The sequence below is a fragment of the Anoxybacillus eryuanensis genome, from assembly GCF_051200995.1.
Taxonomy (GTDB): domain Bacteria; phylum Bacillota; class Bacilli; order Bacillales; family Anoxybacillaceae; genus Anoxybacillus; species Anoxybacillus tengchongensis.
On record NZ_JBPODS010000013.1, the window covers coordinates 31,414 to 51,874 of the forward strand.

Here is a 20,461-nt window from a genome sequence, read left to right on the forward strand (position 1 = left end):
CACCATTATGATCCTTTCCATAAAACGAATAATAAAAAAGAAGGGAGGAGTTACTTTGCGGAATACATGGCTTATCACAGGAATGAGCGCCATTGCTTTATTATCTGGCTGTGCTCAAATGAATGAATCGACATCCTTGTACGAAAAAAGCGGAACAACTATTAATGTTCGTTCACGAAACGATTTATATAACGAACATGGTGTGCGAAATGGGATGGATTCACGTTTAACGAATTTCGGTTATGTCCGTCATCAAAAAAGCCCTATTCCCGGGGACACGACACAATATGCAACCATCCCTGTGTTAAATCGTGAAAATGTTGCTGATTTAATCAGTAAGTTATGTACACAACTTCCGAACGTTTATGACGTTGGAACGCTTGTCACAGACGATACGGTCTTTGTTGTTTACAAAACGGACAGCACAAATCGGTTTGAAACGGCCGATCAAGTAAAGAAAACAGCGATTTCCGTTGTACCGCGCTATTATCACGTGTACGTTTCAGACAACCCACGCATGTTCCAAGACATTGAGCGTTTCGGCCGTTTAGACGCAAATAGTCAAAATGTTGATCAAATTTTACAACAAACCATTAACGACATGCTGAAATCGCCACAAGGGAGAAAAATAAGTAGCGGTGAAAACGAAAATGGTGTACAACGAGAAGAAATGAATATGATGCAATAAAGGAGAAGGATGTCCCACCCATATGGAAGGGACATCCTTTTTTATATATTTACTGATTCGCTTTTGCCGATTGTACTTGTTCGTCTGCATGATAAGAAGATCGAACGAGCGGACCAGATTCACAATGACTAAATCCTTTCGCTAACGCAATCTCTTTTAATTCCATAAACTCATGTGGATGGTAGTATTTTTCTACTTTCAAATGCTTTTTTGTCGGCTGTAAATATTGTCCGATTGTCAAAATATTCACTCCGACTGCACGTAAATCGTCCATTGTCTCTAAAATTTCTTCCTTCGTTTCACCAAGCCCGACCATTAAGCTTGATTTTGTTGGAATATCTGGGTGCATTTCTTTTGCACGACGCAAAAATTCGAGTGAACGTTCATATGTGGCACGTGCACGAACACGCGGAGTAAGACGACGAACGGTTTCAATATTATGGTTTAAAATATCCGGACGGGCGTCCATTAACGTTTTTAAGTTTTCATACACACCGCCCATATCAGATGGCAATACCTCAATCGTCGTTAACGGATTTTTACGACGAATGGCGCGAACTGTCTCAGCAAATACGGCTGCCCCACCATCTTTTAAATCGTCACGCGCTACAGCTGTCACAACGACATGTTTTAAATTCATTAAACGAACCGATTCAGCGACACGTTCTGGCTCTTGCCAGTCTAATTCCGTTGGTAAGCCTGTTTTCACAGCGCAAAAACGGCAAGCGCGCGTACATACATCGCCTAAAATCATAAACGTCGCTGTTCGGCGAACCGCCCAACATTCATGAATGTTTGGACAACGCGCTTCTTCGCATACGGTATGCAATTGTTTTTCGCGCATCATTTTCTTTAAGCCTGTATAATGTTCGTTCGTATTTAACTTTATTTTTAACCATTCCGGTTTGCGAAGGTGCTGTTCTTTTGTTGACATCTTTTTCACGCTCCACTCGTTAATGTACATTACCCATTATACGAGTTATTAACTTATAATACAAAACAGTTTGTTTTTCCAACATTTTTTATTTATGAAAACAGCCGATTACCTCAAACTAATGGTATGAACATTGGTGAAAGGAGAAAAAGTGCGTGAAAACATTATGGTGCATCATCCTTCTTCTTTTCATTCCGCTACAATCATTCGCTGCTGCACCAAATGATTTGTATGATAAACGAATGGAACTTTATAAAAAAGCCGAAGCGATTTCTTTCATTCCATGGTACTATTTCGCAGCTGTCGATCAATATGAACGGAACGTTCGCCAAGCGCGTCGCGATTTGCCAAAACAAATAGGAGTGATTGGCATCTACATTCCTCCTGAGCGATGGGCGGGACCACTCAACAAAAATCAAGAAGATCAAAATCCGTTTACCATTAGCCAATTCGGCGGCATCGGTATAGACGGAAACGGCGACGGCATCGCAGACCGAACAAACGATGAAGACGTATTATTTGCATTTGCTCGCTTTTTACGGTCATATGGCACAGATCATACACATATTAAAATGGCGCTATGGGATTACTACGAACGAAGCAAAACCGTCGATATCATTTTAGGAAAAGTGAAACTTTATAAACATTTTGGAACAATACAACTTGATCAATACGCCTTCCCGATTCCGCGACGGTTTGAGTATAGTTACCGCAGTACATGGGGAGATGCACGTGGCTGGGGTGGGCGACGTATTCATGAAGGAACAGACATTTTTGCCCATTATGGCACCCCCGTTCGCTCAACATGTTACGGTATCGTTGAATTAAAAGGATGGAACAAATATGGGGGATGGCGTATCGGCATTCGCGATATAAACAATACGTATCATTACTTCGCACACTTAAACGGATTTGCTAACGGTTTAGAAGAAGGAACAATTGTGGAGCCTGGTATGTTAATTGGATCCGTTGGCAGCTCTGGATACGGGCCGCCTGGAACATCAGGTAAATTCCCGCCGCATCTTCATTACGGCATGTATAAGGATAACGGCTATACTGAATGGTCTTTCGATCCGTATCCTTACTTAAAACAATGGGAACGACAAGAACGTGCGAAAAAAAGATGAGGCTTCTCGCCCCATCTTTTTTACGATTGACGGCTTTTCTTTACCGCATGAGCAACGCTCGCTGCAAAGCCTCCCCAAATAATAATCATACCAACAATCATCATGATGAGTGCACTTGTTTCCATCAGCTTGAAACCTCCTTATCCGTTGGAACGGAAAGTACGCCGTCTCTCCAACGTTTGACTGAAAGAACAAAACCGAGAACGATAACGAGCGCCGCAATCGTCCATCCATACTTCACAACAAATAGTGTATCGTATCCACCATAATTTTCTTTCAAGTTCGTTTTAATGCTATCAAACATCATATAACCTAATACGATTGGTGTAACGACAGAGAGCGAAACTTTCCACCACGCGCCAACCATAATATCTGATACGCTGTTTGCATGCGTTTGAAGCGCGTTCAGTTCTTTTAATACCCAAGCGATTGTAACTACCTCAACTAAACCAACAAGTGCAACACCAAAGTTGTTAATGAAGTAATCGACAACATCTAAGAAATATAATCCACCGTTCGAAGCAAATACGAGAGCGATGAGCGCAGCGACTCCACCACCGCCAAGAACAGCTTTTGTGCGTGATATACCGAATTTTTCTTGAACTGCTGAAACGTACGTCTCTGAAATAGAAATAAGCGATGTAAGACCTGCTAACGTTAATGAAAGGAAAAATAACACGCCGAAAAGCTCATTAAACGCAGGAAACTGATTAATGATTTGCGGGAAGACAACGAACGCTAATCCAACGCCACCCTTAACGACTTCGCTTACCTCTACACCTTGTTGTTGTGCTAAAAAGCCAAGGACGCTAAATACGCCAATACCAGCTAATAGTTCGAACCCAGAGTTTGCAAAACCTGTAATAAATGCGTTATTTGTAATATCCGATTTTTTTGGTAAATAACTCGAATAAGTAATCATAATAGCGAACGCAATCGATAAGCTAAAGAAAATTTGGCTATATGCAGCAAGCCATACTTTTCCGTTCATAATTTGATCCCAGTTTGGTTTAAAAAAGGCATTTAATCCTTCAACCGCTCCATCTAACGTTACTGCACGAATGACGATGATAAAGAAAAGAACAATGAGCGTTGGTAAGAAAATTTTATTTGCTGCTTCAATTCCTTTACGAACACCTTTATATAAAACCGCCAAGTTAATAACCCAAACAAGAAGAAGTGGAATAAGGACAGCTGGGACTAAACTGCCGAACGTCCCCGGTGTTTCCGCTAGTTTCAAATACTCACCGAACAAAAAGTCTCCTGTGTTTTCTCCCCATTTTGACGTAAAAGCAAAATACGTATAAGACATTGCCCATGCGATAACGACGGAATAATACGTCGAAATAACGAATGAAATAAGCACTTGCCACCAACCGATCCATTCGGCTCCTTTGCTGAGACGAGCAAACGTTAACGGTGCTGAACCACGATACTTATGTCCAAGCGCAAATTCCAATATAAGAATTGGAATCCCTGCTGTTAATAAAGCGAATAAATACGGGAAAAAAAATGCCCCTCCACCATTTTCATATGCGACAGCTGGGAACCTCCAGATGTTTCCTAACCCAATTGCCGAGCCAGCCGCTGCTAAAATAAATCCAGCGCGTGTGCCCCATTGTTGACGATTTTCCATAACAAAATACCCTCCTTAGTCAGTTGTGATCTTTAAAATGCAAGAATGTAGAAAATACAAGCACCCCCTTGTTCGATTATTTTAATTTTTCAGACTTTTTTGTTTCATTTTAGTTTTAAGTATATCAACGGACAAGCCTTTTGTCAAAATAATATTTTAAAAAATAAAATTTTCAGAATTTTTATTATTCAATAGGAAGCTCGATAGATGTATTTCCATCTCCACCTTGGTTATAAAATTGAGGAACTTCCCCTTGAATAATTTGAATCGCCACAGGAATATCGTTTTGAATCGTTGCAGTTTTTGTTGCGAATGGAATAATAATTTGCACATTTACTTCGATATGAATTGCTATTTCTATTAAAGCATTATTTATTCCGAACGGACGAATATTTTTATTTACATCCGAATGAACATCGCCAATGACATAAAAACGAACCGGGATACGCGGTCCTAGATTTCCTAACAATACGTTATTCGTTGCTTGTCCGAGAGGGATGTAATAAATAATTCCTTTTTCCTTTTCTGTTTCAACTTGAACGTCAGGAAATTCAAGCGCTGATAATTTTCCTTCTGAAGCTGCCTTTAAATTTCTCTGCACACGATTTGTCGTTTTTGCTAATACGCGATTCACGACAGTCGCATTAAAATCTATGGCTGAAATTTTCCCTTGTCCATCTTTTTCAATTTTGATGAAGTTTTCAACATTAAAATCATCTTCCGCAATTTGTTGACTAATTGCGTTATTAATGACTAAATTAGCTAAACGGCGCGTTTCTTTTTCGGCGATTGCCATAAGTGTCGGCTCGATTCCTCTATTAATAAACCAAAGGCTTCCGACAGTCGAAATGATAAAAAAAACAAACGTAATTAAAAAGATATAGCGGACGGGTAGCGGTTTTCTTCGTTTACGTAGTTGTTGGTACAACAAAAATCCCCCCTCTCACGCTATATGTATGCGATCAAGCAGGGGATTATTATTTTATTTCATAAGAAGCAAAGCGTCTTTTCCTTTCATTCCACGCGAAATACCTAATTGTTCAGCAGCAAATGTAACAGACTCAAGCGGCGCTTCTAACAGTTGGTCAATTGTTCGCACTCCTACCGCTCTTCCTGCGATAATGCCTCGATCACGCAATTTTTCATTTAACAGCGCCACATCTAACGCTCCACACATAATATATCCTTTATTATTGGCAACAGCTAATAACGTTGTTTTAGGCAACTGAACAGAAATGGCTGTAAAAGGTTCTCCGCTAATCCATAACGGTTTTACCTCAATCATATATTCACGCTCCTTTCCTTTATTCAATGTATGAATAAAGGAACGAAGGGTGCCTATTGTTGATACATGTTTTTTAGCTTCCATGCAAGCACATCACGCAACATTTCTGGCATATAATATTTCTTTTTCGCGCGATATATTTCTGGATATAAGTGACCAAACGTAAACATATCAATCGTTGCGACGGCATACGTTTTTTGCTCTTCAATTGGTTGGTGATTAATGAAAATGCGACGCACATGTGCTTGACCATCAATCAGTTGCCCTTTTTCAACAGTGATACGGTCGTACACCATTTGTCCCATCACTTCACCACGAAATCCGAATCCTTTCACCCGTAACTGCCTCATTTGTTCCGTTTCCGCTTGTAAAATAACTTCTTTTAATTCACTTCCGCGCAAATATACTTTGCACGGATTAATCGGATGTGGACAAATGCGATGAATATCTCCTTTCGTCACAACACCTTTCGGGAGCGAAGACAGTAGTACCCCTGCATTCACCATCGCCACATCGCCCTCACACCATTCGTTTAATGCTTGAGCAAGAACGTTTGCTAATGGCGATGGTGAAAACCAATCGATCGTCAGCGACTCAGGCAAATATACAATCGGTTGTGCCAGCGCATTAGTTGCTTGCTCAATCATATCATTTAACTTTTGCTTCGTTTCCTCGCATGCATGTTCAACTGCATCCATATGTTGTACATAGGCATGTGTATCAACTTTTCGACCATTTTTATCGATCGTCAAGGTTAAACACCCAACATAATGTCCAAATTTTCCAGCTCCACAAAGCAACGTTTTATTCACTCGTTTTCCGTGTTCAAATACATGATGCGTATGACCACCTAAAATCGCCGTTAATTGTGGAAATGTTTCCGCCATTTTTTCATCATCATTCACTCCCAAGTGAGATAATAAAACGATCGCATCCACTTTTTCCGAAAGCTCTTCAATAAGTTGAACAACCGTATCAAACGGATTGGCAACGCGCCATCCAAGCAGCTCATAAAATGTCTGAAACGGAACCGTCACCCCAATAAACGCAACGCGGACGTTTCCAAACGTCATGATAACATACGGCTTCATCCAGTGCGGACGCTCTCCGTTTTCATAAAAAACGTTTGCGACAATAACAGGGAACTTGGCATGTGCATATAACGTATCAAGCTGTTCATGACTAAGTGTAATCCCTTCGTTATTCCCGATTGTGACTGCATCGTATGCTGCATCGTTTAAAAGAATGACGTTTGCCTTTCCGCCTGATGCCTCTGTCAGCGGATGAAACCGATCAATAAAGTCACCGATATCGAGCAACACCATATGCTCGCGATTTTTCTGATGCTTTTTTCTCTCGTTTTGTAAATAACGAACAATGTTCGGCCATCGTTCAAAATGGCTATGCACATCGTTTGTATGATAAATATGTATTGTCTCCCTCAACGTTTGCAACACACCTTTCTTTTTACAATCCAAGCCCTTGCATAATTAAACGAACGCCGAGTAAAATAAGCACAATTCGTAATAACGTCACGACCGTTTTTCCTTTTAATCGTCGATTGAGCCATGCTCCACATTTCGCTCCAATCCATACACCCGGGATAAGCGAAAGCGCAAACGTCCATGCAACATTTCCTATAAGCACATGAGTTAGTGAGCTAACAATGGACGATAAAAAAACGATAAACATCGATGTGGCAACAGCTACGTGGGGAGGAAACAAAAATAATAAAATCATCGCAGGCACCATAAGCGATCCACCGCCAATTCCGAAAAACCCGCCGACAAATCCGACAACAAACGAAATGAATGTGGCGATGAGCGGATGATACCCGTACGTCACTTCCTCCCCTTCATTCGTAACATATGTCCGTACAACAGGAAACGTACGTTTGCTAGACGGTGATAGCCGAGATTGAAACATAAGCAAAAACGAAACAGCAATTAAAAATAATCCAAAATAAAGCGAAAAATGTTGCATATGCACATGTTGATTCACCCATGCACCAAGCATTGCCCCTGGCCCACTACCGATGAAGAAAAATAAACCGCTTTTATAGTCCACCATTTTATGCTTCATATATGTTAAAGTTGATGATAACCCATTAAAAATAATGACGACAAGCGATGTGCCAACCGCTACTTGTGGTGAAATGGTTGGCAATACATGTGCCGCGCTTAAAAAAAGAAGCATGGGAACGATAATCACCCCTCCCCCTAAACCGACAAGGCTTCCGATCGTTCCTGCTAAAAAGCCGATCAGTAAAAGAAATATATATTCCATTCTCATCCCCCATTATGAAAACAAGTCTAATTGACGCGGTGCTAAGTTCGTATATTCAATGCCTAACATCCGCAGGAGCTGCTTTGCATTATGAGCGGCATCTCCACCTGAGTTATTGTTGAATAAGACGTAAATGTGTTCACATTTCGTTTGTAGCATGCGAATATGATGTACCCACTCTTGTAACTCTTGCTCATTGTATCGATATAAATAACGAACAGCACGCCAATTTTCATCATCTCGTTTATTCCAGCCAGCTACATTTCGTCCATGTAAACGAATGAGTGTTTTATGCGCATCAGTTGGATGAAGAACGGTCGGTACCGATCCTTCTCCTGCTTGCGGTTCGTCACAAATGCTATGAATCCATCGCTCTTCTTCCATAAAACGTAACGTCTTTTCGTAAAAGGAAGGCGAAAACCACGATTGATGACGAAATTCAAGCGCCACAGGGACATCTCCCATTCGCTCCCGACACCAACGCAAATAGTGAACATGCTTTTTTTGACAATCGAACCACGGTGGAAATTGGAATAATACCATCCCAAGCTTATGTGCCTGCTGAAACGGCTCAATCGATTGTAAAAATGCTGTAAACATCTCATCTTTATTTGCATACGGAATATCACCACGTTGATGACCCGTCATTCCTTGATACGCTTTAACGATAAATTGAAAACATTCCGGTGTTTCCATCGTCCATTTTTCAACGTTCTGGCGTGGCTGAATCGCATAAAAATACGCATCGACCTCAACGGTTGGAAAATGAGCGGCATACGCTTGTAACTTATCTTTTGACGCAAGCCGTGACGGATATAAACTGTCATGGTCGCCCCATCCCGTTAATCCGACATAAATCATATGCATCACCTACATTTATCTTACCATAACATACAAAAAAAGCCGATGATCTGCCGCACGCAGATCATCAGCTGTTGATTAACCAATACTACCTTCCATTTCAAACTTAATGAGTCGGTTCATTTCAACGGCGTATTCCATCGGTAATTCTCTCGTAAATGGCTCAATAAAGCCCATAACGATCATTTCTGTCGCTTCTTGTTCAGAAATGCCGCGGCTCATTAAATAAAATAGTTGTTCTTCTGATACTTTCGACACTTTTGCTTCATGCTCAAGCGAAATGTTGTCGTTTAAAATTTCATTGTATGGAATCGTATCAGATGTCGATTGATTATCCATAATGAGCGTGTCGCACTCAATATTTGAGCGAGAGCCATCCGCTTTCCGTCCAAAATGAACGATACCGCGATATGTGACTTTTCCACCTTGTTTCGAAATTGATTTTGATACGATCGTCGATGACGTGTTTGGTGCTAAATGGATCATTTTTGCACCTGCGTCTTGATGTTGTCCTTTGCCAGCAATCGCAATCGAAAGTGTCAAACCACGCGCGCCTTCTCCTTTTAAAATGACTGCTGGGTATTTCATCGTTAATTTTGAACCGATATTTCCATCGATCCATTCCATCGTTGCGTTTTCTTCGCAAACGGCACGCTTTGTCACAAGGTTAAAGACGTTGTTTGCCCAGTTTTGAATCGTCGTATAACGGCAATACGCACCTTTTTTCACGATAATTTCAACGACTGCGCTATGAAGTGAGTTTGTCGTATAGACAGGCGCCGTACAGCCTTCCACATAATGAACATGCGCCCCTTCATCAACGATAATTAATGTCCGCTCAAACTGTCCCATATTTTCCGAGTTAATGCGGAAATACGCTTGCAGCGGTGTGTCGACTTTTACACCTTTTGGCACATAAATGAACGAACCACCCGACCAAACGGCAGAGTTCAGTGCCGCAAATTTATTATCTGTCGGCGGAACGACTTTCGCCCAATGCTCACGGAATAAATCTTCATTTTCTTTTAACGCCGAGTCTGTATCTTTAAAAATGACACCTAGTTTCTCTAGGTCTTCTTTCATGTTATGGTATACAACTTCTGACTCGTATTGCGCCGATACTCCTGCTAAATATTTTTGTTCCGCTTCTGGAATACCGAGCTTATCGAACGTTGCTTTAATTTCTTCCGGCACTTCATCCCATGACCGCCCAGATTTTTCTGAAGGTTTGACGTAATACGTAATTTCATCGAAATCTAAGCTTGATAAATCGCCACCCCATTGCGGCATCGGCATGCTGTAAAAAATATCTAACGCTTTTAAGCGAAATTCGAGCATCCACTCTGGTTCATTTTTCATGCGCGAAATTTCTTCTACAATTTCACGCGTTAATCCGCGCTCAGCGCGGAAAACAGATACATCTTTATCGGCGAAACCGTACTTATATTCACCGATTTCTGGCATTTTTTTCGCCATCTCGTTCGCCTCCTTTTTATGACTAGCCTTGTTGCTCATGCAATCCTTTTTCCATTGCTTTCCAAGCTAATGTCGCGCATTTAATGCGAGCTGGGAATTTTGACACTCCTTGAAGTGCTTCAATATCACCTAAATCGATGGAATCGTCATAATCTTTTCCTTGCATCATGTCGGAAAAAATCGTTGATAGCTTAAGCGCTTCTTCAATTGTTTTTCCTTTAATCGCCTCTGTCATCATCGATGCAGAAGACATCGAAATAGAACAGCCTTCTCCTTCAAACTTCGCATCGACAATTTTCCCATCTTCTATTTTTAATGTTAAGTGAATGCGATCGCCACACGTCGGGTTGTTCATATTTATATCGACGTGCTCCCCCTCTAACACACCACGATTTCTCGGATTTTTATAATGATCCATAATGACTTGTCGATACAGCGTATCTAAATGGCTATTAAAAGACATAGCTAAAATACTCCTTCGTTTTCTTTAATGCTGAAACAAGTGCGTCAATTTCTTCTTCCGTATTGTATAAGTAAAAACTTGCCCGTGCAGTCGCTGTCACGTTGAGCCATTTCATGAGCGGCTGCGCACAATGGTGACCAGCACGAACAGCAATGCCTTCAGCGTCTAAAACGGTCGCAACATCGTGCGGATGAACACCGTCAATATTAAATGTCACGAGCCCTGCCCGTTCTTTCGGACCGTAAATCGTTAACCCGTCAATTGTTGACAGCTGTTCAAGTGCATATTGTGCTAAACGATGTTCATGCTCAGCAATATAATCTAACCCAATTTGTTCAAGGAAATCGATCGCAGCTCCTAAACCAATCGCTCCTGCGATAATTGGCGTGCCGCCTTCAAATTTCCACGGAAGCTCTTTCCATGTTGACTCATACAAACCAACGAAATCAATCATTTCGCCACCAAATTCAACAGGCTCCATTTGCTCAAGTAAGCGTTTTTTACCGTATAATACGCCAATACCTGTCGGCCCGCACATTTTATGGCCTGAAAACGCATAAAAATCACAATCTAGCTCCTGTACGTTCACTTTCATATGCGGCGTACTTTGCGCCCCGTCAACAACAACAACGGCACCGTTTTTGTGCGCGATTTGCGCAATTTCTTTTACTGGGTTAATTGTACCGAGTACGTTTGATACGTGCATCACAGCCACAATTTTTGTGTTCGACGTGACTGTTTGTTCCACATCTGCTAAGCGAATCGTGCCGTCTGGTTGAAGCGGAATGTATTTTAACGTTGCCCCTGTTTGTCTGGCAACTTGTTGCCATGGGATGATGTTGCTATGGTGCTCCATGTACGTAATGACAATTTCATCGCCTTCACGCACGTTAGCGCGACCGTAGCTTGCCGCCACTAGATTAATCGCCGTTGTCGTCCCGCGTGTAAAAATAATTTCTTCCGTTGAGGCAGCACCAATGAAGCGACGCACTTTTTCGCGCGCCCCTTCGTATGCATCGGTTGCCTTCGTACCAAGCGTATGCACGCCGCGATGAACGTTTGAATTGTATTGACGATAATAATTGTCAATCGCTTCAATGACCGACAACGGTTTTTGTGACGTCGCCGCGCTATCTAAATAAACGAGTGGCTTGCCGTTTACTTGTTGATCTAAAATCGGAAATAGTTGACGAAGTTCTTTTACGTTCATCATTTAACTTTCCTTTCGATCACTTCGATTAATTGTTTTTTCACACGTTCAATCGGAATTTCATTGACGACTGGCGCTAAAAAGCCATGAATAATTAATCGCTCTGCTTCCGTTTTCGAAATACCACGGCTCATTAAATAATACAATTGCGTCGGATCAACACGACCGACAGATGCCGCATGACCGGCTGTCACATCATCTTCGTCAATTAATAAAATCGGATTCGCATCCCCGCGTCCTTTTGGGCTTAACATAAGCACACGTGATTCTTGTTCTGCGTTTGATTTCGATGCCCCGTGCTCAATTTTACCAATACCGTTAAAAATGGAAGTCGCTTCATCTTTCACAACGCCATGTTTTAAAATGTAGCCTTCTGTATGCTTTCCGTAATGGATGACGCTTGTCGTAAAGTTTTGTACTTGCTCTCCACGGCTTACCACAACCGTCTTCGTGTCGCCGAATGAGCCGTCGCCAATGAGGCGCGTGACGTTTTCTGAAATCGTGTTTCCGTCGTTCATTAAACCGAGCGCCCATTCAATGCGTGCATGACGCCCCGTAATGCCGCGACGGTTCACATATGTCGTTGTCCCTTTTGCTAAACTATCCACGGCGCCGAAAAATACTTGCGCGTCGTCTAATGCAAACACTTCCGCAATGATGTTAACGATCGCTTCGGAACGTTCACATGTTGAAATGTAGTTTTCGACATACGTTACTTTACTACCGACGTCCGCAACAATAATGACATGGTTAAATAACGCTTCCGCTTTTTCATGCACATATACCGCTTGCAACGGCACATTCACTTGCACGTGCTTTGGTACGTATACAAACATTCCGCCGTTTACAAGTGCAGCATGAAGCGCAGCCAGGCGATGTTCGTTTACTTTCACGCCGTCCATAAAATATTTTTGCACAAGCTCGCTATGTTCACGGACAGCTGTCGCTAAGTCTGTAAAAATGACACCTTTTTCTTTTAATTCATCAGCAAGCGATACGTATGCACATGTATGATCGCGTTGCACATATACGTTTTTTTGCTCTTCGTCGATATCGATTAGCACTTTCACTTCTTCTGGCAACTCTTCTAACGAAGAAAGTGGCGCACTTTCAACGAGATGAGTAGAAAATTGCGTGAAATTCCAACGATCAATTTTTGTTTTATCTGGCTTCGGTAAAGGAAGTTGTTCCGCTTGTGCAAGAGCTTGTAAGCGAACATGTAAAAGCCAGTCCGGTTCTCCACGCCCTTCAGAAAAAGAGCGTACATACTGTTGGTCGAATGGTAGTTTCGTCTCAATCATCACAAATCCTCCTAACGCTTACGCTTCTTGCTCAACGACTTCATCTTCAATGCCTAGCTCTTTTTTAATCCAATCGTATCCTTCCGCCTCAAGACGTTGTGCTAACTCTGGACCACCAGATTTTACAATACGTCCTTGCATCATGACATGCACATAATCTGGTGTAATATAGTTTAATAAACGCTGATAGTGCGTAATGATTAAACAGCCGAAGTCGCTGCTACGCATTTCATTAACACCTTTTGCAACAACTTTTAATGCATCAATGTCAAGACCTGAGTCAATTTCATCTAAAATTGCAATTTTCGGTTGTAACATCATTAATTGCAAAATTTCATTTCTCTTTTTCTCTCCGCCTGAAAATCCTTCATTTAAATAACGATGCGCCATATCTGGATTCATTTCTAAAAACGCCATTTTTTCATCTAGTTGACGAATAAATTTCATTAATGAAATCTCGTTTCCTTCTCCACGACGCGCATTAATCGCTGAACGCAAGAAGTCGGCATTTGTCACACCGCTAATTTCGCTCGGATATTGCATCGCTAAAAACAACCCAGCACGAGCACGCTCGTCTACTTCCATTTCTAATACATCTTGACCATCTAATGTAATGCTTCCTTTTGTTACTTCATATTTTGGATGACCCATAATGGCCGCAGATAATGTCGATTTTCCTGTTCCGTTCGGTCCCATAATTGCATGAAACTCGCCGCCTTTAATTTCAAGGTTAACACCTTTTAAAATTTCTTTTCCGTCAATTGCAACGTGAAGATCTTTAATCGTTAATGTTGCCATAAAAAAATACCTCCAGTTTCACTTATATTCATAAAACGTAATTCTCATTTTATTCTCATTACAATTTTATAACAGATGAAAAGTATTAGCAACCTTATTGCAAGCATTTTGATACTTTTTTGTTTCTAAAGTTTGTTCGCTTAATCACGTATGTAAAAAAGGATAGGAGACCTCCCTATCCTTTTAATGCATGCGAGTAAATTCATCAACACATTGCCGAACGAGCGTAACCGCTTGGCTCATCGTCGCTCCACCCGCTAAAGCAGCCGCAACGGCGCACGCTTCAAATATTTCTTCTTCTGTCGCTCCTTCATCAATGCACCCTTTCGTATGATAGATGGTGCAATATTCATCTTGTTTGGCGACGCTAATGCCTAATGCGATCAATTGCTTTTCTTTTTTCGACAACTCACCTTCTGCAAAACATGCTTCTGTAAACGCGTTAAACGTTTGCCCAACTTTCGGCATATGTTGCGTAAACGTTCCTAACCCTTGCTTATATTCGTGCAAAAATTGTTCCATCGACATATGCACTCCTCCTTCCTTTTTATCATGCGTCGTTTTTCAAAAAATATAAAAGGATGCCCGATTGGACATCCTTATTTTGTCGCTGGAATAACTGCGCCATTATACTTTTGTAAAATGAAGTCTTGAATATCTTTTGATTGCAATACTTCTACAAGCGTTTGAATTTCTTTACGTTTTTCGTCACCTTTGCGAACGGCAATAATGTTCACATATGGGTTGTTTTCTGGCGATTCAACCGCAATCGGATCTTTTGCTGGATCTAAACCAGCATCTAACGCATAGTTTGCGTTAATTAATACTGCATCTCCTTCGTTGTTTTTATATACTTGTGGAAGCAATCCTGCTTCGACATCTGCTTCAAACACTAAATTTTTCGGATTTTCAACGATATCATCAACAGTTGCTTTCGTTTTGTCGACACCTTCTTTTAACTTAATTAACCCTTTTTCTTCAAGCATCGATAAAATGCGACCGTGGTCAGCAACCGAGTTGCTCATAATAATTTTCGCACCGTTTGGTAGCTCTTCAAGGCTTTTATATTTTTTAGAGTATACGCCGATTGGCTCAATATGAATGCCACCAGCATTTACAAAGTCATAGCCATGTTCTTTCATTTGTGCTTCTAAATAAGGAATGTGTTGGAAATAGTTTGCATCTAACTCTTTATCTGCTAACGCTTTGTTCGGTAATACGTAATCTTGGAATGTCACAATTTCTAATTCAATACCTTTTTCTTTTAAAATCGGTTTTGCTTGTTCTAAAATTTCCGCATGTGGCACGTTTGATGCCCCAACGACAAGCTTATTCGTCTTTTCTTCCGCACTTTCGCTTTTTCCGCAAGCAGAAAGCGCTAAAACAACCATTGCAACAACAAGTAGAGAAATCCATTTTTTCATCTGTTTCTTCCTCCTTTTTATCGTTTATCTATTTTAGAAGTGACAAAGTCACCAATAAACTGAATAATAAAGACGATGATTAAAATGAGCACTGTCGCAACAAACGTGACGTCGTTATTGTTGCGTTGAAATCCTTCTAAATACGCTAAGTTTCCAAGCCCCCCAGCACCAACAACTCCTGCCATCGCTGTGTAACCAACGAGCGCGATCGCTGTTACCGTAATCCCAGATACAAGGGCAGGGAGCGCTTCTGGAAGAAGCACTTTCCAAATGATTGTTGTCGTCGTCGCTCCCATCGCTTTTGCCGCTTCAATGACACCTTTATCAATTTCACGAAGCGCAATTTCAACCATGCGTGCATAAAACGGTGCAGCACCAATAATAAGCGCTGGTAGCGCAGCATTCGCTCCAAGAATCGTGCCGACAACGAGCTTTGTAAACGGAATGAGCAAAATAATTAAAATAATGAACGGGATGGAACGGAAAATATTGACGAACGATGCGATCACACCGTTAATCAAACGATTTTCCCATATGTTTCCCTTAGACGTTAGAAACAACAACAACCCAAGTAAAATACCGAGCACAAATGTTGCTACAACAGAAATAGCGGTCATATACAACGTTTCCATCGTTGCCGCCCATATTTTTTCCCAAACGACATTCGGAAATAGTTCATTGGACATTCGCCAACACCTCCACTTCAACTTCTTGCTGGCGAATAAAAGCGAGCGCTCGCTCAATTTCTTCATTCGCACCATCTAAGTGAATGAACAACACCCCGTATGAACCGTGATGCGTTTGTGAAATTTTCCCTTGTAAAATATTTATATTCAAATCGAATTGGCGAATAAGTTGTGTAATGAGCGGCTGCTCAGCCGCTTCGCCGACAAACGTAAGTTGAACGACTTTCCCGTTCGGATAACGTTCAAGAAGATGCAACATCGCTTCTTTTGTTTCCTCCGGCTCTGTGACTTGCTGAACAAATCGTTTCGTAATCGGTTGTTCTGGCTTACGGAACACGTGAAGCACTTCGCCCATTTCGACAATTTTTCCGTTTTCCATTACCGCTACACGATCACAAATTTTACGAATAACGTGCATTTCGTGTGTAATTAATACGATCGTTAAGCCGAGGCGTTTGTTAATATCAACAAGCAAATCTAAAATTGAATCGGTCGTTTGTGGATCAAGCGCCGACGTTGCTTCATCACATAATAACACTTTCGGGTTGTTCGCTAATGCGCGCGCAATGCCGACGCGCTGCTTTTGTCCTCCGCTCAGTTGTGACGGATACGCATGTTCTCTCCCTTGCAAACCGACAAGTTGAACGAGTTCATCGACGCGTTTCATTCGTTCTTCTTTCGGCACGCCTGCAATTTCTAACGGAAAAGCAATGTTTTCACGCACCGTTCGCGACCAAAGTAAATTAAAATGTTGGAAAATCATCCCGATTTGTTGGCGCGCTTGACGCAACTGCTTTCCGCTAATTTTCCCCATATCTTTTCCATCGACAATGACTTCACCACTTGTCGGCTTTTCTAGTCCATTTAACAATCGAATGAGGGAACTTTTCCCTGCCCCACTATAACCGATGATGCCGAAAATTTCTCCTTGTTCGATATGCAAGTTTACATGATCGACTGCCGTTACATTCCCACTTGCTGCTTTGTACACTTTTGTTACATTCGATAATGTGATCACGTTGCTGTCACCTTCCTTCCATGAAAAAAGCCTTTCTGCTCAAGAGAACAGAAAGGCGCGAATCGTCCATTCTGTCTCTTATCTCTCAAAGCAAACGCTTTGTGTGAATTGGCACCATTTCAGCAGCGCTGACGGTTGCCGGGTTTCATCGGGCACATCCCTCCACCTCTCTTGATAAGAGCTCTTTTAAACGCTTTATTCAGTTAACGTTTTAATGTATTCAAGAATGATGCTGAACTACGAATGTGAGTATATCATCGAAAGAAGGACGATGTCAATAAAAAATTTTTTGACTTCATTTTTTGACTTCAATATAAGAAATCATTATATTGCTAATGTCGGGCGACCGAGCAACAACCGCTTACGCGAAAGAGTAAAGGGCTGATCCAAAACACTAATACGTTTTCGATCAGCCCCTTCAGTCCAAAAAAATGAGGGTAAACTTTTCGATTGTATCTATATAGCTACAGGCTGAGTGAATACATTAATCACATTCTTCTTTTGTAATTCTAATCGTTACATAAACTTTATGAAATGAGTCATAGTAGTCGGCTTGTGCAACACTGGAAGTATACCATTTATCAACTAATTTCAAGTAAGAGTCGGTGTTTTCTAAAGAATAAATCCCCGTAATCGTAGAAGTCTTAGTTGTTAGATTTCGATCATAAGTAACTGTCATTGTGACCGTACCATACATACTCTGAACTGTTTTCGTCTTTTTATTTCCTCGAACGATAGTATCAAGTGGGGTAATTTTTGACTTTGAATTGCTTAAATTGGCTATTGAACTCCCTACTGTAGGAGTAACTGTAATTGTTACATTCCCCTCTTTATATACTTGCTTCTGGAGAGTACTAGCTTCAGTTGTAATTAACGATCCAAAAAAACCCTCTAATGACAGGGTAAAAGCAAATGCTAGGGTAGTAGCTAAAACCAAATTTTTAAATTTAATTTTCATTACTTTTTCTCCTCACATCGTATATTTACTCATAATGCTAGTTGAACATCAGTACCGTGGATTTTAGAGATCTTAATTCTTATTTAATTGATTACTCATCCGAGATATGCTATGTTAGCCTGTTTTAGATAAAAATCGGAAGTTCTTTATTTTAACTTATACATTGCTTATGCTCCTCCTAACTTCAAAAAATAGCTGATCAGCTATTTTCAATTTATCAAGAATAAAAAAAAAAAAAATCAGTATTTTCCGCCAATTTTTTGGCGAAAATCCGCCATTTTCTTCAAAATAAATGACAAAGTTTATTAAATGAAGTAGAATTTAGGAAAAGAGTAGAGAGGGAAATCGCATGACTATTCGTACATTGCTTGTTGATTCCGATCCTGTCTATTTGCTTGGTTTGGAAAAATTATTAGAAGAAGAGAGAGGAATAACTATTGTCGGTTCTATTTCTTGTATTGATTCACTAGAGACTCTCATACATATACATGTACCAGATGTCATTGTGATAAATATGCACATGCACATAATAAAAGTATTGGACTGGATAAAAAGTGCGAAGAAAACACACCCTATGATAAATGTCATTACGCTATGCAACTATCCACCATTCGCTCTATGTGCATATGAAGCAGGTGTATCCGTGATATTATCAAAAGAAAAAGTTTCTACTCATTTGGCACATGCGATTCGCCACAGCAATGAAGGAGAGAGACTTCTTTTACTTGACAGTGAAGCTACATGTCACATGACAAGTTGTTTGACAAAAATTGAAATAGATATATTACAAATGTTAGCAGACGATAAAACAAGTGTACAAATCAGCGAACATCTAAATATGAGTAAACGAACGTTTGAACGGCACCTTTCTTCTATTTTCGAAAAATTAGGGGTTTTGTCACGAACAGGAGCGGTTGCTCAAGCGCTACGATGGCAACTCATAAAATGAAAGGTGCTAGTCGAAAAATCTAACTAGCACCTTTCATCCCTACACCCGCGAATACATCGAACGTACACCTGTTGCCGCTTCGATCGCTTGTTCTAAGTCTTCGATTAAATCATCGACATTTTCAATACCGACCGATAAACGAATCATATCTTCCGTTACGCCGGATGCTTGTAAATCTTCTTCACTTAACTGTTGATGCGTCGTGCTTGCTGGATGGATAATTAAACTTTTCGCATCGCCGACATTCGCAACATGCGACCAAAGCTTGACGTTGTTAATCAATGTCGCTCCTGCTTCACGGCCACCTTGAATACCAAATACAACGACTGCTCCTGCTCCTTTTGGCATATATTTTTTTGCCAACTCTTTCGCTGGATGATTGTCATGTTCAGGGTACAACACCCAATTGACTGCAGGGTGGTTGTTTAAATAATCAACAATTTTTCTCGTATTGGCAATATGTTCTTTCATGCGGACGTGTAACGTTTCCAGTCCTAAATTAAACTGAAACGCGTTGAATGGGCTAATCGCCGGACCTAAGTCACGCAACAATTGCACGCGCGCTTTCACGATATACGCCGCCGCACCGATTTCTGCGTATACGAGATTATGGTAACTTGGATCTGGCGCCGTAAACGCTGGAAACTTCGGCGAATTCCAATCAAATTTTCCACCATCGACAATGATACCACCTAACGTCGTTCCGTTACCGAGCAACCATTTCGTTGCCGAATGAACGACGATATCTGCTCCATGCTCGATTGGTCGGCAAAGGTACGGAGTTGCAAACGTGTTGTCAATAATCAACGGAATGCCTGCTTCGTGAGCAATGTGGGCGACCGCTTCAATGTCTAACACGTGCAAGCTTGGATTGCCGATCGTCTCCGCGAAAATAGCTTTCGTTTTCGGCGTAATGGCAGCACGGAAATTTTCTGGATCAGATGGATCGACAAAATGGGTCGTAATGCCGTATTTCGGCAACGTATTTGCAAACAAATTGTACGTCCCTCCATACAGCGTAGAAGCAGACACAATATCATCCCCGGCTTGAGCGACGTTTAATATTGCCATCGTAATAGCAGCCATGCCGCTCGCAGCCGCTAAAGCACCAATGCCCCCTTCAAGTTGAGCGACACGCTCTTCAAACACCGTTACCGTCGGATTATGAATGCGCGTATAAATGTATCCTGCTTCTTTTAATGCAAATAAGTTTGCCGCATGCTCCGTATGATCAAACAAATACGCATTGGACTGATAAATTGGCACCGCACGCGCTTTCGTTACTGGATCGGTTTGCAATCCGCCATGAACAGCAATCGTTTCAAATTTCATCGTTTCTCCTCCTGCACGAATAATTGTTG

The 20,461-nt window shown here is 41.2% G+C and carries 22 protein-coding genes and 1 riboswitch; of the genes, 3 read left to right on the top strand and 19 right to left on the bottom strand.

Going from position 1 to position 20,461, the window contains the following annotated elements:
* Positions 1-55: 55 nt before the first annotated feature.
* Positions 56-688 carry a YhcN/YlaJ family sporulation lipoprotein gene (locus HNQ84_RS11785; protein WP_435622229.1) on the top strand — a complete coding sequence of 211 codons (633 nt, stop codon included), beginning with the start codon at positions 56-58 and terminating at the stop codon, positions 686-688.
* Between the two features lie 49 nt (positions 689-737).
* On the opposite strand, the gene lipA is transcribed toward HNQ84_RS11785, so the two are convergent.
* Positions 738-1,652 (bottom strand): lipoyl synthase, encoded by a 915-nt coding sequence (lipA, locus tag HNQ84_RS11790; RefSeq protein WP_435622230.1) that lies wholly within the window; start codon positions 1,650-1,652, stop codon positions 738-740.
* Positions 1,653-1,777: 125 nt separating this feature from the next.
* On the opposite strand from lipA, the gene HNQ84_RS11795 reads away from it, so the two are divergent.
* Complete coding sequence (locus HNQ84_RS11795; RefSeq protein ID WP_183243918.1) at positions 1,778-2,749, top strand: peptidoglycan DD-metalloendopeptidase family protein; 972 nt, start codon at positions 1,778-1,780, stop codon at positions 2,747-2,749.
* Between the two features lie 20 nt (positions 2,750-2,769).
* Here the strand turns inward: HNQ84_RS11795 and HNQ84_RS11800 are convergent, their stop codons facing one another.
* From HNQ84_RS11800 to HNQ84_RS11880, 17 genes are all read right to left on the bottom strand, one after another.
* A complete protein-coding gene (locus HNQ84_RS11800; protein ID WP_183243916.1) occupies positions 2,770-2,874 on the bottom strand; it encodes a methionine/alanine import family NSS transporter small subunit in 105 nt (34 codons plus the stop codon).
* A complete protein-coding gene (locus HNQ84_RS11805; protein WP_435622231.1) occupies positions 2,874-4,385 on the bottom strand; it encodes a sodium-dependent transporter in 1,512 nt (503 codons plus the stop codon). Before HNQ84_RS11805 ends, HNQ84_RS11800 begins: the two co-directional genes overlap by 1 nt.
* A 184-nt stretch (positions 4,386-4,569) precedes the next feature.
* A complete protein-coding gene (gene yunB / locus HNQ84_RS11810) occupies positions 4,570-5,316 on the bottom strand; it encodes a sporulation protein YunB (RefSeq protein WP_183243912.1) in 747 nt (248 codons plus the stop codon).
* Between the two features lie 51 nt (positions 5,317-5,367).
* A complete protein-coding gene (locus HNQ84_RS11815) occupies positions 5,368-5,670 on the bottom strand; it encodes a YunC family protein (protein ID WP_183243910.1) in 303 nt (100 codons plus the stop codon).
* A 53-nt stretch (positions 5,671-5,723) separates the two neighbouring features.
* On the bottom strand, positions 5,724-7,115 hold the full coding sequence (locus HNQ84_RS11820; protein ID WP_435622232.1) for a bifunctional metallophosphatase/5'-nucleotidase: 1,392 nt from the start codon (positions 7,113-7,115) through the stop codon (positions 5,724-5,726).
* A 22-nt stretch (positions 7,116-7,137) separates the two neighbouring features.
* On the bottom strand, positions 7,138-7,956 hold the full coding sequence (locus HNQ84_RS11825) for a sulfite exporter TauE/SafE family protein (protein WP_435622233.1): 819 nt from the start codon (positions 7,954-7,956) through the stop codon (positions 7,138-7,140).
* Between the two features lie 12 nt (positions 7,957-7,968).
* Entirely contained in the window at positions 7,969-8,817 is an 849-nt protein-coding gene (locus HNQ84_RS11830; protein WP_435622234.1) for a DUF72 domain-containing protein, read from the bottom strand.
* Positions 8,818-8,895: 78 nt separating this feature from the next.
* Complete coding sequence (gene sufB / locus HNQ84_RS11835; protein ID WP_183243904.1) at positions 8,896-10,293, bottom strand: Fe-S cluster assembly protein SufB; 1,398 nt, start codon at positions 10,291-10,293, stop codon at positions 8,896-8,898.
* A 22-nt stretch (positions 10,294-10,315) separates the two neighbouring features.
* Positions 10,316-10,756, bottom strand: coding sequence for a Fe-S cluster assembly sulfur transfer protein SufU (gene sufU, locus HNQ84_RS11840; protein ID WP_435622235.1), 441 nt, complete (start codon positions 10,754-10,756; stop codon positions 10,316-10,318).
* Positions 10,746-11,966 carry a cysteine desulfurase gene (locus HNQ84_RS11845; RefSeq protein WP_435622236.1) on the bottom strand — a complete coding sequence of 407 codons (1,221 nt, stop codon included), beginning with the start codon at positions 11,964-11,966 and terminating at the stop codon, positions 10,746-10,748. Before HNQ84_RS11845 ends, sufU begins: the two co-directional genes overlap by 11 nt.
* A complete protein-coding gene (sufD, locus tag HNQ84_RS11850) occupies positions 11,966-13,270 on the bottom strand; it encodes a Fe-S cluster assembly protein SufD (protein WP_183249806.1) in 1,305 nt (434 codons plus the stop codon). Before sufD ends, HNQ84_RS11845 begins: the two co-directional genes overlap by 1 nt.
* Positions 13,271-13,285: 15 nt before the next feature.
* A complete protein-coding gene (sufC, locus tag HNQ84_RS11855) occupies positions 13,286-14,065 on the bottom strand; it encodes a Fe-S cluster assembly ATPase SufC (protein WP_009362262.1) in 780 nt (259 codons plus the stop codon).
* A gap of 183 nt (positions 14,066-14,248) precedes the next feature.
* Positions 14,249-14,593, bottom strand: coding sequence for a carboxymuconolactone decarboxylase family protein (locus HNQ84_RS11860; RefSeq protein ID WP_183249804.1), 345 nt, complete (start codon positions 14,591-14,593; stop codon positions 14,249-14,251).
* A 71-nt stretch (positions 14,594-14,664) separates the two neighbouring features.
* The gene (locus tag HNQ84_RS11865) at positions 14,665-15,489 is read right to left on the bottom strand and encodes a MetQ/NlpA family ABC transporter substrate-binding protein (RefSeq protein ID WP_183249802.1); all 825 of its coding nucleotides are present in this window, start codon (positions 15,487-15,489) and stop codon (positions 14,665-14,667) included.
* Between the two features lie 17 nt (positions 15,490-15,506).
* Positions 15,507-16,175 (bottom strand): methionine ABC transporter permease, encoded by a 669-nt coding sequence (locus HNQ84_RS11870; RefSeq protein WP_183249800.1) that lies wholly within the window; start codon positions 16,173-16,175, stop codon positions 15,507-15,509.
* Positions 16,165-17,193 (bottom strand): methionine ABC transporter ATP-binding protein, encoded by a 1,029-nt coding sequence (locus tag HNQ84_RS11875; protein ID WP_435622237.1) that lies wholly within the window; start codon positions 17,191-17,193, stop codon positions 16,165-16,167. The genes HNQ84_RS11870 and HNQ84_RS11875 overlap by 11 nt, the downstream gene beginning before the upstream one ends.
* A gap of 75 nt (positions 17,194-17,268) precedes the next feature.
* A riboswitch (SAM riboswitch) is annotated at positions 17,269-17,374 on the bottom strand.
* A gap of 303 nt (positions 17,375-17,677) precedes the next feature.
* The gene (locus HNQ84_RS11880; RefSeq protein ID WP_435622238.1) at positions 17,678-18,151 is read right to left on the bottom strand and encodes a hypothetical protein; all 474 of its coding nucleotides are present in this window, start codon (positions 18,149-18,151) and stop codon (positions 17,678-17,680) included.
* Between the two features lie 349 nt (positions 18,152-18,500).
* On the opposite strand from HNQ84_RS11880, the gene HNQ84_RS11885 reads away from it, so the two are divergent.
* Positions 18,501-19,100, top strand: a complete 600-nt coding sequence (locus HNQ84_RS11885; RefSeq protein ID WP_035048553.1) for a response regulator transcription factor — start codon at positions 18,501-18,503, stop codon at positions 19,098-19,100.
* Between the two features lie 39 nt (positions 19,101-19,139).
* Here the strand turns inward: HNQ84_RS11885 and HNQ84_RS11890 are convergent, their stop codons facing one another.
* Positions 19,140-20,432 carry an O-acetylhomoserine aminocarboxypropyltransferase/cysteine synthase family protein gene (locus HNQ84_RS11890; protein ID WP_435622239.1) on the bottom strand — a complete coding sequence of 431 codons (1,293 nt, stop codon included), beginning with the start codon at positions 20,430-20,432 and terminating at the stop codon, positions 19,140-19,142.
* Positions 20,433-20,461 lie beyond the last annotated feature (29 nt).